Annotated in this window: 10 protein-coding genes; 2 read left to right on the forward strand and 8 right to left on the reverse strand. The window is 68.1% G+C overall.

What is annotated here, in order from left to right; all coding sequences use genetic code 11:
* Both aceE and nboR read left to right on the forward strand, forming a co-directional pair.
* A partial coding sequence (gene aceE / locus ABD243_RS11840; RefSeq protein WP_344365747.1) for a pyruvate dehydrogenase (acetyl-transferring), homodimeric type occupies positions 1-2,143 on the forward strand: 2,143 nt, incomplete at its 5' end.
* Positions 2,144-2,177: 34 nt separating this feature from the next.
* Positions 2,178-2,798: a nicotine blue oxidoreductase gene (gene nboR, locus ABD243_RS11845; RefSeq protein ID WP_344365750.1), complete on the forward strand. Its 621-nt coding sequence runs from the start codon at positions 2,178-2,180 to the stop codon at positions 2,796-2,798.
* 28 nt (positions 2,799-2,826) lie between these two features.
* Here the strand turns inward: nboR and ABD243_RS11850 are convergent, their stop codons facing one another.
* From ABD243_RS11850 to ABD243_RS11885, 8 genes are all read right to left on the reverse strand, one after another.
* Positions 2,827-3,471 (reverse strand): uracil-DNA glycosylase, encoded by a 645-nt coding sequence (locus tag ABD243_RS11850; protein ID WP_344365754.1) that lies wholly within the window; start codon positions 3,469-3,471, stop codon positions 2,827-2,829.
* Complete coding sequence (locus ABD243_RS11855) at positions 3,468-4,208, reverse strand: HEAT repeat domain-containing protein (RefSeq protein WP_344365757.1); 741 nt, start codon at positions 4,206-4,208, stop codon at positions 3,468-3,470. Before ABD243_RS11855 ends, ABD243_RS11850 begins: the two co-directional genes overlap by 4 nt.
* Positions 4,209-4,259: 51 nt before the next feature.
* Positions 4,260-5,243, reverse strand: a complete 984-nt coding sequence (locus tag ABD243_RS11860) for an aldo/keto reductase (protein ID WP_344365759.1) — start codon at positions 5,241-5,243, stop codon at positions 4,260-4,262.
* 69 nt (positions 5,244-5,312) lie between these two features.
* Positions 5,313-6,056 (reverse strand): aspartate/glutamate racemase family protein, encoded by a 744-nt coding sequence (locus ABD243_RS11865; protein WP_344365762.1) that lies wholly within the window; start codon positions 6,054-6,056, stop codon positions 5,313-5,315.
* Between the two features lie 27 nt (positions 6,057-6,083).
* Positions 6,084-7,652 carry an NCS1 family nucleobase:cation symporter-1 gene (locus ABD243_RS11870; protein WP_344365764.1) on the reverse strand — a complete coding sequence of 523 codons (1,569 nt, stop codon included), beginning with the start codon at positions 7,650-7,652 and terminating at the stop codon, positions 6,084-6,086.
* Positions 7,653-7,860: 208 nt separating this feature from the next.
* Entirely contained in the window at positions 7,861-10,743 is a 2,883-nt protein-coding gene (locus tag ABD243_RS11875) for a molybdopterin-dependent oxidoreductase (protein ID WP_344365768.1), read from the reverse strand.
* Between the two features lie 2 nt (positions 10,744-10,745).
* Entirely contained in the window at positions 10,746-11,744 is a 999-nt protein-coding gene (locus ABD243_RS11880; protein ID WP_344365770.1) for an FAD binding domain-containing protein, read from the reverse strand.
* Complete coding sequence (locus ABD243_RS11885) at positions 11,735-13,099, reverse strand: XdhC family protein (RefSeq protein WP_344365773.1); 1,365 nt, start codon at positions 13,097-13,099, stop codon at positions 11,735-11,737. The genes ABD243_RS11880 and ABD243_RS11885 overlap by 10 nt, the downstream gene beginning before the upstream one ends.
* Positions 13,100-13,135: the final 36 nt, after the last annotated feature.

The raw sequence follows: 13,135 nt of genomic DNA on the forward strand, positions 1-13,135 counted from the left end.
CTGGGAGTTCCCCACGGTCTCGATGGGCATCGGGCCGATGAACGCGATCTACCAGGCCCAGTCCAACCGGTACCTGCACAACCGCGGCATCAAGGACACCTCCGACCAGCAGGTCTGGGCGTTCCTGGGCGACGGGGAAATGGACGAGCCCGAGTCCCGCGGCCTGCTCCAGCTCGCCGCGAACGACAAGCTGGACAACCTGAACTTCGTGATCAACTGCAACCTCCAGCGCCTGGACGGCCCGGTCCGGGGCAACGGGAAGATCATGCAGGAACTCGAGGCGTTCTTCCGCGGCGCGGGCTGGAACGTGATCAAGGTCGTCTGGGGCCGGGAGTGGGATGACCTGCTGGCCAAGGACGAGGACGGCTCGCTCGTGAAGATCATGAACGAGACCGTCGACGGGGACTACCAGACCTACAAGGCCGAATCCGGCGCGTTCGTCCGCGAACACTTCTTCGGCCAGACCCCGCAGACCAAGGAAATGGTCCAGGACCTCACCGACGACCAGATCTGGAACCTCAAGCGCGGCGGCCACGACTACAACAAGGTCTACGCCGCGTACAAGGCCGCGACCGAGTTCAAGGGCAAGCCGACGGTCATCCTGGCCCACACGGTCAAGGGCTACGGCCTGGGCACCCACTTCGAGGGCCGCAACGCCACGCACCAGATGAAGAAGCTCACCCTCGCGGACCTGAAGGCCTTCCGCGACCACCTGCGCATCCCCATCACCGATGACCAGCTCGAAGCCGACCCCTACCGGCCCCCGTACTACCACCCCGGCCCGGACGCACCCGAAATCCAGTACCTCATGGAACGCCGCCGCGCCCTCGGCGGCTTCGTCCCCGAACGCCGGCCGGACCACGCGCCCGTGGAGCTTCCCGACCGCAAAACCTATGAGGTGGCCAAGCGCGGCTCGGGAAAGCAGCAGGCCGCCACGACCATGACCTTTGTGCGCCTGCTCAAGGACCTGCTCCGGGACAAGAAGTTCGGACACCGCATTGTCCCGATCGTTCCGGACGAATCCCGCACCTTCGGCATGGACGCGTTCTTCCCCTCGGCAAAGATCTACAACCCGGACGGCCAGGGCTATCTCTCCGTGGACCGGGACCTCGTCCTGGCCTACAAGGAATCGGCCCAGGGCCAGCTGATCCACCCGGGCATCAATGAGGCCGGCGCGGTGGCCGCGTTCACCGCCGCGGGCACCTCGTACGCCACGCACGGCGAACCGCTCGTGCCGATCTACGTGTTCTACTCGATGTTCGGTTTCCAGCGCACCGGCGACTCCTTCTGGGCCGCCGCGGACCAGATGACCCGCGGGTTCATCATCGGCGCCACCGCCGGCCGCACCACCCTGACCGGTGAAGGCCTGCAGCACGCCGACGGCCACTCCCCGATCCTCGCCGCCACCAACCCGGCCGTCGTCACCTACGACCCCGCGTACGGCTACGAGATCGGCGTGATCATGCGCGACGGCCTGGAGCGGATGTACGGACCCGACTCCGAAGACCGGAACCTGATGTACTACCTCACGGTCTACAACGAGCCGATCTCCCAGCCGGCCGAACCCGAGAACCTCGACGTCAACGGTGTGTTGAAGGGCATCTACCGGGTGTCGGCTTCGGAAGTGGCCGGGCCGAAGAGCCAGATCCTTGCCTCCGGCGTGTCCGTCCCCTGGGCTCTCGAAGCCCAGCGGATCCTCGCCGAGGACTGGGGCGTCTCCGCCGATGTGTGGTCCGTGACGTCCTGGAGCGAACTGCGCCGCGACGCCATGGCCGCCGAGGAAGAGGCCTTCCTCAACCCCGGCCAGCCGGCCCGCGTCCCGTTCGTGGCCCAGCAGCTCGCGGACGCGACCGGTCCGATCGTGGCCGTGACCGACTACATGAAGGCCGTGCCGGACCAGATCCGGCAGTTCCTCCCGCACCAGTTCGCCTCCCTCGGCGCGGACGGCTTCGGCTTCTCCGACACCCGCGCCGCGGCACGCCGCTTCTTCAAGAACGACACCCACTCGATCGTGGTGAAGACCCTGCAGCTGCTCGCGGCGAGGGGCGACGTGGAGGGGGGCGCGCCGTCGTACGCCATGGACCGCTACAAGCTCCTGGATGTCAACGCCGGGACCACCGGCGGAGCGGGCGGCGACTCCTGAGCGTTGCGTTCGAGGCGCGCGTTAGGGTGGGCAGATGAGCGACAGCGGAACCCTGAGCCCGACTACACGCACGACGGCGGTGCTGCTTGCCGCCGGCGCCGGCACACGGCTGGGGCTCGGCCCCAAGGCGCTGCTCCGGTTCCGCGGCCGCACGCTCGTCGAAGTGCTCGCTGACATGCTGCTGCAGGGCGGCTGCCGGGAAGTGGTGACGGTGCTCGGCGCGGACGCGGCAACGGTCCGCGCCACCACCGACCTCAGCCGGCACAAGGTCATCGAAAACCCGGACTGGGAGTCCGGGATGGGCAGCTCCTTCCGGGCGGGGGTCGCCGCGGCGCCTCCGGAGGATCATGTGCTCATCGCGCTCGTGGACCAGCCCGGCCTGACCGCCGGGACGGTCGCCCGGCTGCTGGCGGCCCATCGGCCGGGCCGGGTGACGGCGGCCGCCTACCGCGGCCCGCAGGGCAAGCTACGGCGGGGACATCCGCTGCTCCTGGATGCCGGCCTTCGCGCTGCGGCCGCGGAAACGGCGACGGGCGACGCCGGGGCGCGCGTCTTCCTGCAGGCCCGCCCGGATCTGGTTGATCTGGTGGATTGCAGTGACCTCTCCGGCGGTGAGGACCTCGACACCCCGGACCAGTTGCACCTGCTGGATTAGGGTCCGGCGCGGCAACCGAGGGTTGGTCTTAGCCGGAGGTGCCCAGCAGCTCCTGCAGGCCGCGTTTGAATCCGGAGCGGCCGCCGTGGGCAGGATGCCTGATTTTCGGTGCGTCCAGGCCGCTGCGTTGCAGGCTGCGGTGCGCCACATTGCCTACCGCCACCACGGCTTCGATGGGAAACAGCTCTGTTAGCGCCTGCCAAAACGGGGTTCCGAGGGCTGCTTCGGCGGATGTCGGGGTGCGGTTGGACAGCGGCCGACCCGGCATGTGGGTATGCCACGGGCAGGCGCTCCATAACAGGGGAAGGAAGTCCAGCTCGGCCAGGACCTCCCACAGCACCGTTGCGGTCGGCTCCGCCGCGACGCCGGCGGCGTCCGCCGGCAGCACGTAGCCCTTTCCCGGCCCGAAGAGCCCGAAGCCGTTGGCGGGCCCCTCCAAAATGGTCCGGTTGGTGAAGGGCACGCCGGTGATCCGCATGCCCCGGAAACCGGGGGCTTCGCCCAGCAGCAACACCTGCGGGGAGCGGTTCAGCATCTCCTGCAGGTAGATACGCAGGTTCTGCCGGCGCTGCGCGTTCCCCGGGATGGCGTGATCGAAGAAGTTGTTGCACCAGGGCCCTGTTTCCACCGAAGCGAGCCGGTCAATGAAGGCATCGAGGGAAGAAGCGGTCATTTGCCGGCCCGCTCCAGGACGGCGGCCACGCGTTGGGCAGCTGCAGGGTCGGCCTTGGCCAACCGTGCCTTCGTGAGGTTCTCCCGCACGATCCAGCGCACATCCTTGTCGTCGCTGGCGGCCCACCTTTCCAGGCGTCCGAAACCCTCCGCCGGTGCAGCCGCAATTGCGACGCTCCAGCAGTACCCAAGCCCCTGCCGCAGCACGCGGAACTGCTCGTCACGCCGCGATTGATGATCCATGCCCCGGAATGACGCTGTGATCCGGTCCAGGGTGTCCAGGGCCCGGACGGCGTCGTCGGGTGCGCGAAGCAGGCGGGGTTCGCAGATACCGGCCGCAAGGGCGCGTTGCACCAGCGGCGGACCATCTACCCAATCCTCAGCCAGGGTCCACAACGACGGCATATTCTCATCGCCGAGCCGCTGCAGGGCCATGGCAGCGCCCTCTCGCACGCGCCAGCGCGAATCGGCCGCCAGCACCCTCAACGTCTCGGCGGCGTGCCGCTCGCCGTCGGCCAGCAGTCGGCCAAAGCCGACGGCGCCGCACGTCGCCAGGTATTCGTCCGGGCTCTCCGCGCACGTCCGGATCAGCGCAGGGTCAGCCACATCAGCGAACGCCTCCGCAAGTTCAATGTTCCCCCTGGGACCGGGAAGGCCGGATTCGGCGTTCAGGTATCCCACCCACTTCTCAGGCGGGAGCGATTCCAGGACCGCTCTGTAGTCCGATCGTTTGGTCACGGGTCAATTCCTCGCTGCCGAAGTGCGCCTGACCGTGGAGAATCCTGCGCCTTACCAGCGCGGGTGGATCGATTCGCGGAAGTAGCGGTCATAGATTTCCCGGACGCCGACGTCGAATGTGGCGTCAATGCCGCTGACGCCCGCCGCGGCGGCGTTGGAGCGCGCCTGGTCCACGTTCCGCGCCCCCGGAATCACCGTGCTGATGCCGTCCTGCGCCGCGATCCAGGCGATCGCGGCCTGGGCGGTGCTGACGCCGTCGGGCACCAGTTCCTCGAACTCGGCGACCGCTTTGAGGCCCTGCTCAAAGTCCACGCCCGAGAAGGTCTCCCCGACATCGAACGCGGAGCCGGTGCGGTTGTAGTTCCGGTGGTCGTTCTCCGCGAAGGACGTGTCCTTGGTGTACTTGCCTGACAGCAGCCCGGAGGCAAGGGGCACGCGAGCAATGACGCCCACACCGGCTGCCTGTGCGGCGGGAAGCACCTCGTCCAGGGGCTTGAGCCGGAAGGCGTTGAAGATAATCTGCACCGTTGACGTGCCTTCGTGGCGGATGGCTTCGAGGGCTTCGTCGGTCCGCTCCACACTGACGCCGTAGTTCCGGATGGCGCCGTCGGCCACGAGGGTGTCCAATGCGTCGTAGACTTCGGCGTTGCTGTACACGGCGGTGGGCGGGCAATGCAGCTGGACCAGATCCAGGCAGTCCATCCCCAGGTTCCGCCGGGAGCGGTCCGTCCATTCGCGGAAGTTGGCCAGGTTGTAGTTCTCCGGCGTCTGTTCCACCCGCCGGCCCATCTTGGTGGCCACCGTGATGTCCAGGCCGGGGTTGTCCGCCAGGAACGCTCCGATGGCCTGCTCGCTGCGCCCGTCGCCGTAGACGTCGGCGGTATCAAAGAAGGTGACGCCTGCCTCCGCCGCAGCGGCGAGAACAGCCTGCGCCTGCGCGGGATCCACGTTGCCCCAGTCCGCGCCCAGCTGCCAGGTCCCCAGGCCAACGATGGAGACGTTCCGTCCGGTCTTGCCCAACATTCGCTGTTCCATCGTCCGACTATAAGCCGTCGGCGCCCTCAATGTGAGTGGCCGACGGCGTCGGGCGCCTCTAGCTCCGGCTCAGGGCATCGCCGCCGTGGCGGCCCCCGTCAGCGGCCATCCGATGACCGTCTTGGGCCGCGGGGTGGCATAGGTCCGGACTTTTGAAGTGCTCAGTCCCAACCGGACCAGCGATTCGGCGATGGTGACGGCAGCCGCCACCCCGTCCACCACGGGGACGCCGGCACGCTTACGGATCTCCTCGTCCAGGCCGGCCATGCCGCCGCACCCGAGGACGATGACTTCCGCCTTGTCCTCGCGGACCGCCAGGAGTGCCTGTTCGATGATGGCTTCCACGGCGCGCTCCGGTTCCTCCTCGAGTTCCAGCACGGCCATTCCGCTGGCCCGGACCGAGGCGCACCGGGCGTCGAGGCCGGCCAGCTTCAGCCGGTCCTCGATCAGGGGGACGGCACGGTCCAGGGTGGTAATCACGGAGTATTTGTGGCCAAGGAACATCGCGGTGCTCGCGGCCGCTTCGGTGATGTCCACTACCGGAACGTCGAGGAGCTCCTGGAGTCCTTCGCGGCCGTGCTCACCGTAGCCGGCCTGGATGACGGCGTCGAACGGCTCCGGATAGGACAGGACCCTGTCCATGACGGCGATCGCCGCGAGGTAACTCTCAAAGTTTCCCTCGCAGGAGTCGGCGCCGAAGCGGGGAGTGAGTCCCACGATCTCCGTGTCCGGCAGCGCGGCCTGGCGTGCCTGGGCGGCGATGGTGTCTGTCATGGACTGCGTGGTGTTGACGTTGGCGACAAGAATGCGCATGGTGCTTTCCGCTTTCGGACAGATGGGTCAGTGGTTGCTGGCGACGGCGATTGCTTCGCCGTCGACGTCGACGAGCCGCTGGGAGCGGTCCGAGATGGCGTAGTAGACCGCCGCGGCGATGCCGGCTGCGACGAACCACGCGAACGGGGCGGCGGCTTCGAGCGCCGGAACAAAGGCGACCAGGAGCGCAACGCAGGCGGCCGGCACCAAAGCAATGATCGCCCGGGGATTGAAGCCCTTCTTGTAGAAGTAGGCTCCCGCCGGGTCCTCGGTGTAGAGCTCCAGGACGTTGACCTTGCCGCGGCGCAGCAGCCAGTAATCGGCCATTACGACGCCGAATAGCGGGCCGAGCAGCGCTCCGAGTCCGCCCAGGAAGTACACGATCACGATCGGGTTGTTGTACAGGTTCCACGGCAGGATGATGAGGCCGATCGTGCCGCTGACCCAGGCCGCCTTGCGGAAGTTCAGGTGCTTCGGGAAGAGGTTGGTCAGCGCATAGACGGGAGCCACAAAGTTGGCCATCAGGTTCACGGCGATGGTCAGGATCAGCAGCGCAAGGCAGGCCAGGACCAGGAACATCGTGTTCGGGATGGTCTGGACGATGTCCGACGGGCTCTTGATGATCGTGCCGTTGATCTTGAACTGGCCGCCGGCCATGACCACAACGATCGCGCCGAAGAGAAGCATGTTGATGGGGATACCCCAGAAGTTGCCCCGCACCACCGCCTTCTTGGAGACGGCGGACCGGGTGAAGTCACAGAAGTTCAAGACGAACGTTCCGTAGATGGACACCCACAGCGCACCGCCGGCAAAGATGGTGCGCCACATTTCGGCGCCTTCGAGGGCGTGGTTCGAGGTCCAGGCGATGGAGCCGCCGGCTTGAACGAAGATCCAGATGGCCATGGCCGCCATGGTCACCAGGATGATGGGCCCGGCGAAGGCTTCATACTTGCGGATCATTTCCATGCCGAAGCTGACGATGACCAGTTGGACGATCCAGAGGAACACGAACGAGGCCCAGCCCAGCGTGGAGAGGCCGAGGATGGAGTTGGCGTCCAGCTCCCGCAGCGAGGGGACCATGGCCACGAGCATGACGCGGAGCACCACAGATGCCAGGTACGTCTGGATACCGAACCACGCCACGGCCACCGCCCCGCGCAGGAGGCTGGCGATCTGTGCTCCCCTGATGCCGAAGCTGATCCGGCTCATGACCGGGAACGGGACGCCGGTCTTGACACCCATAAAACCGGAGAAGCTGAGAAGCCCAAACAAGAGGACGGCTCCGACGCCCAGGGCGAGAAGGATCTGCCAGCCGCCCAGCCCGAGGGCGAAGAGCCCGATGGCAAAGGCATAGTTTCCGAGGCTGTGGACGTCGTTGGCCCAGAGCGTGAAAATGCTGTAGCTGGTCCAGCGGCGACCTTCCCGCTTCGTCGGGGCAAGGTCGATGTTGTAAAGGGAAGGGCTGATCGTTCGGCCGGAGGCGGCGCTGGCTGCTTCGCAAAGCGCGTCGACACCCATGGAAGGGTGGGCAGCTTTGCTCAAGCCAACTGCGGTCTCGGGAGCCGGGTCGACGCCGGTCAACGGGGTCGTCTGCATCGTGATCTCACTTCTTGAAGATGTCTTCCATGCATTCCGCGCTGGGATATGTGCCGGAAACTACCGGCAGGAGCGTCATTGCATTCATTCCACAATGCGGAAGATGGGTATCGAGTAGTGAAATAACGGTATGACCTGGATCACGTGTCAGTCAAGGGTCACCGGATCGCGGCCAGTCACAAACCGTTCCTACGGCCCCACGTTGGGTCTAGCGGGAGGGGACCAGCCCGGCTTCCTTCAGTCCCAGGTAGATCTTGTCGCGGGAGATGGGCAGCTCCGCGAACCTCACGCCGGTGGCGTTCCGGATGGCGTTCGCGAGCGCCGGCGCCACCGGGTTGAAGGGGCTTTCGCTCATGGACTTGGCGCCGAGCGGGCCCAGTTTGTCGCTGGTGTCGGCGAAGTACACCTCGCTGCGCGGCACGTCCGCGAAGGAGGGGATGTGGTATTGCCGGAGGATGTCCGTAGTGACGCGGCCGGCGTCGTCCACCCTGACTTCCTCGTACAGCGCGGCACCGAGGGCCTGGGCGATGCCGCCTTCGATCTGGCCGCGGCACTGGCGCGGATTGACCACCATGCCGGCGTCGGCCGCCTGGACGCTTTGCAGGATCCGCAGCTCACCGGTCCCGGTGTTCACGGCCACCCGGAAACCCTGGACGTTGAACGCCACGGAGCGCGGCGTCCCGCCCCAGTGACCCTCGGCGGCGAGTTCGACGCCGGACTGCTTAGCGGCGTCGTATATTTCCGTCAGCGGCACCCGGGTTCCCTCGCGGACGACGGCGTCCGCCTCCAGCACGCACCCGGCGGCGGGGACCTGCCGGAGTCTGGCGGCGAAGGCGCGGATGCGCACGGCGAGGTCCTCGGCGGCGGCGAGCGTGGCCTTCCCGGCCACCACGGTGCCGGCCGAGCCGAACGCACCGGAGTCGTGCTCGACGAGGTCGGTGTCGGACTGCCGCACAGTGACGCGGGCGGCAGTGGTGGACAGGGCGGTGGCGGCGAGCTGGGCGTGGACGGTGGTGGTGCCGTTGCCAAATTCAGCCGTCCCGACGGCGGCGGCGTAGGTCCCGTCGGGCAGGAGCCGGAGCCGTGAGTGGGCAAAGTGGCCGCGCGGCGGGACGGTGTCGATCATGGACAGGGCGGAGCCCTCCCCCGTGACCCAGTCCGGGCCGAGGTCCTCGAGTCCGGCGACCCGGTAGCGTTCCCGGCCGCGGTCCAGGGCATCCTGTACCAGCCGGGTGCACTGGTCCAGGCCGTAACTGCCGTAGAGCACGTCCTCTTCGGGGTCGGGGTGGGTGGAGAGCATGTCGTCGCCCTCGCGGACCATATTGCGGCGGCGGAACTCCATCGGGTCCATGCCGATCCCGGTCGCGAGCTCGTCCATGCCGGATTCGATGGCGAAGATCACCTGGCTCAGCCCGTAGCCGCGGAACGCGCCGGACGGCACCGTGTTGGTATACACGGCGTGGGCATCCACTTTCTTGTTGGCGCAGTTGTACACGGCCAGGGATTCGCCGCAGCCGTGGAACATCACGCCCACGGAATGGTTGCCATAGGCGCCGGCGTTGGTCAGCACGTCCAGTTGAAGCGCCGTCAGTTTGCCCTCGTTGCTGGCGGCGGCCTTGAGGTGGATAGTGAACGGGTGCCGGGTGGTGGCGGCCGTGAACTGCTCGGTGCGGGTGAATTCAAGCTGCACCGGGCGCCGCAGTGTCAGCGCGGCGAGGGCCACAATGTCCTCGGTGAGGACTTCCTGCTTGCCGCCGAAGCCGCCGCCAACGCGGCCGGCCACCACCCGGATCTGTTCTTCCGGCAGACCGAAGACCCGGCCCAGGGTGCGCCGGACCAGGAAGGGCACCTGGCTGGACGTTCGGACCTGCAGCCGTCCATCGTCATCGATCGAGGCGATGGCGGCGTGGGTCTCCAGTGCGGTGTGCTGAACCCGCTGGGTCCGGTAGGTCTGCTCGTGGATGAAGTCCGCGGTGGCGAAGGACGCGGCGACGTCGCCCAGCTCGGAGTGCAGTTCGGCCACCACGTTCTGCTCCGGTCTGCCGATGCGGGCTGTGAGGGCGTCCTTGTCCCCGTGGATCGCCGGCGCACCCGGGTGCATCGCTTCTTCGGGAGTGAAGACGGCCTGCAGGACCTCGTATTCGACGGCCAGGGCGAGGACTCCGGCTTCCGCCGCGGCAACAGATTCAGCTACGACGGCGGCGACCTTTTGCCCGATGAACCGTACGACGTCGTCGAGGACCCGGGTGTCATCCGGGTCGTCGGTGTGCTGCTCGTGCTGGGCCGTGGAAAACAGCTGGGCCGGGGCGTCCTCATGGGTGAAGACGGCCACGACTCCGGGGACCTGCAACGCTGCGGACTTATCGATGGCGACCACCCGGGCGTGGGCGTACGGTGAGCGCAGCAGCTTCAGGTGCAGCAGTCCGGGCATTTCGTCGGCGGGGACGTCCAGGGTGTAGCGGGCCTGTCCCGTGACGACGGCGAAGCTGGCGGGTGCCGGAACGTCATCGCCCATTTGTCCGGGACGCGGTGCCGGCTGGCTTGGTCCGGCGACCCCGGATCCCGGACCTGCGGCGTCGGGGTGCCCTTCCCGCCCGCAGACAGCGTCTTCGATGGCGCGATAGCCGGTGCAGCGGCACAGATTGCCCTTGAGGTTCCGCGGCAGGTCCGCCTTCTGCTCGTCGTCGAAGGTGGCCGCCGTCATCACCATGCCCGCCGTGCAGAAACCGCACTGGAAGCCCTGCCGGTCCAGGAACTGCTGCTGCATCGGGTGGAGTGCTGTGGTCCCGGCGGCGCCGCCGCCTGGGGTGTCAGGTCCGCCGGGGTCACAGGTGGCAGCCAGTCCTTCGATCGTGGTGACGGCTCGTCCCGCTGCCCGGACGGCCGGGTAGATGCAGCTGTGCACCGGGGTTCCGTCCACGTGGACCGTGCAGGCCCCGCAGTCGCCGCCGTCGCAGCCCTTCTTGACGCCGAGGGCGCCCTGTTCCCGCAGGAACGTCCGCAGGCACTGGCCCGGCCGCGGGCTGTCCGCTGCCGCAGTCCCATTGACAACGATGCGGCTAGTGTCGGTGCGGCTGGTGTTGTTGGCCATGATCAGCGCCCTTCCTGCTGTGACTGTTCCGGTGTTGGTGTGGCGGGGCCGGGCGTGCGCCGTGGCGGCCAGAAGTCGCCGGAGACTCGGGCCGGGGCAACTCCTTCGGGCGCGGCCAGCTCCGCCCGGATTTCCTCTGCGAGCCGGTACGTCATGTCCTTCCGCCAGGCCGGCAGCCCGTGGATGTCATCGTGATAAAGCGAGTCCGGGATGGCAGCATCGAGGGCGGCGACCAGGGCCGACGCGGATGGGCCTGCGCCCCGAGCCGCCGTAATGCGCAGCTGCACGGGCCGTTTGGTGGCCGCCGTGACGGTCAGGACCAGTGCGCCGTGGGCGTCGGACCGTCCGATCAGCAGCGCGCCGGACCGCCCCAGGTTGCTCAGCGAGAGCCTGCGGAAGGCCACCCGCGAGGACAGGGCCGACGCCGGGAGGTGGATGCTGCGCAGGAGCTCGCCGGGGGCCAGGCAGTTCTTCGCGTCCCCCGTAACGAACTCGGCCACCGGCACGGTGCGGCTGGCGCCGCCGGGGCCGGGGCCGAAAATGGTGGCCGTGCCGTCGAGCGCGGCACAAAGCGAGATCATGGGGCCGGCCGGCAGCGAGGTACACAGGTTGCCGCCCACTGTGGACATGTTCCAGACCTTGAAGGAAGCCACAAAGGAGTCGCAGCAGGGACGGATCAGGTCCAGGGCCGGCCAGGCGGCTGCGCCGGCGACCACTTCACCCCGGTTCCTCCCTGCAACAAGGGCCAGCGCGTCCGAATCCGGCAGTGCGTACAGTTGTGCAACCGTGCATGTGGCCGCGATCTCGATACCCGAGTCGGTCACCGTGAGGGCGGGCCAGTTGGTGGCGCTGAGGTCCAGCAGCCGCCGGAGCGGCTCCTTGCCGAAGGCGAAGCTGCCGTAGGAGAACAAGACGGTGCCGCCGGCCAGCCAGGCATCCCCGTTGCGCCACTCGCCGGGATCCCCGGTGCGGACCACCGCTTCGATGGTGTTCATATCCATGGTGTCTCCTGGGGCTGCCGGGGTGAGGGGGTCAGGGTTGCGGCCTGTGGGGCGGCGGAGCTGCCGCCCCGGTGGTGGATCGGACCCGCACCGTCCTTCAAGGACTTGCACTGGGCCGGGGGACGATTTGCCCGGGATATTCCGGCCGAAGCTGTACCGTCGGGGTCCGTGCCGTGTCCGCGGCGCGCCAGGACCTCCGCCGTGATGGAGACCGCCACCTCGGCCGGGGTGACGGCTCCGAGGTCGAGGCCGATCGGCGAATGCAGCCGGGACAGTTCCGCGGCGGGCACGCCCGCGGCGAGGAGGGACTCGGCCCGCTGCTGGTGGCTTCGCCGCGATCCCATCGCACCTATATAGGCCAACTCGAGGCCCAGAGCGGTTTCAAGCAGCGGAATGTCGAATTTGGGGTCGTGTGTGAGGATGCAGACCACGGTCCGGGCGTCGGTCCTTCGCGCCGCGGCTTCCTGCGCGAGGTAGCGGTGGGGCCACGCGGTGACCACCTGGTCGGCGCCGGCGAACCTGTCCTGGGCCGCGAAAGCCGGGCGGGCATCACAGAGCGTCACGTCATATCCGAGTAGCTTGGCGGCCGGCAGCAGCGCCGCGCCGAAGTCGTTGGCGCCGAAGATCAGCAGCCGTGCCGGCGGGCGCCGGCTCTGCACCAGGAGGGTTACAGGCTCGTTGTTCGTGGCCCGAGCCTCCCGGACGCCAGCCGGTCCGGATGCCCGCTCGGCTGCGGGGCCGGACAGGCAACCGTCCGGTGGGGCGAGCCGGACCAGCCCGGTCTGTCCCCGGCGCAGCAGCGGCTCCACCTGGGCGGCTGCGGCCTGCACGAGCGCGCGGCCCGCCGGGCCGCCCCCGCCGGACGGGCCCAGCAGCAGGGCCAGTTCGGGGCAGGTTTCGGCCTGGTAGGCTGCGGGCTCCGGGACAACGACGGCGCCGCCGCCGTGCGCGTCGACCCTGCGGATCAGTGCCACAGGCGTTGCGGGTCCGCGGGCTCCAAGGGCGGCCAGGCTTTCACGCTGCAAGGTGCCTGGTTCGGTGCCCAGCGGTTCAATGTGGATTTCCAGTTCGCCGCCGCAGGTGAGCCCGGCTGCGAACGCGTCTTCGGCGCTGTAGCCGAAAACTTCACGGCGGGTGCCGCCGTCGCGCATGGCCTCCAACGCCAACTCCACCACGGCACCTTCGACGCAGCCGCCCGACAGGCTGCCCAGGACCTCGCCGGCCTCGGACACGATCATGGACGTTCCGAGCGGCCGGGGAACGGAACCTGCCGCCCCTACCACTGTGGCCACGGCGCACCGCTGCCCGCTAACGGCGGGCTGCCATTCCTGCAATGACGGCATCAGTTCCAGCATTGCTGCTCCCTCTTTCCCGGTGCGGCGATGATGTCC

Origin of the sequence: Arthrobacter humicola, from assembly GCF_039531445.1 — a bacterium.
In the GTDB taxonomy this organism is placed as follows: Bacteria; Actinomycetota; Actinomycetes; order Actinomycetales; family Micrococcaceae; genus Arthrobacter; species Arthrobacter humicola.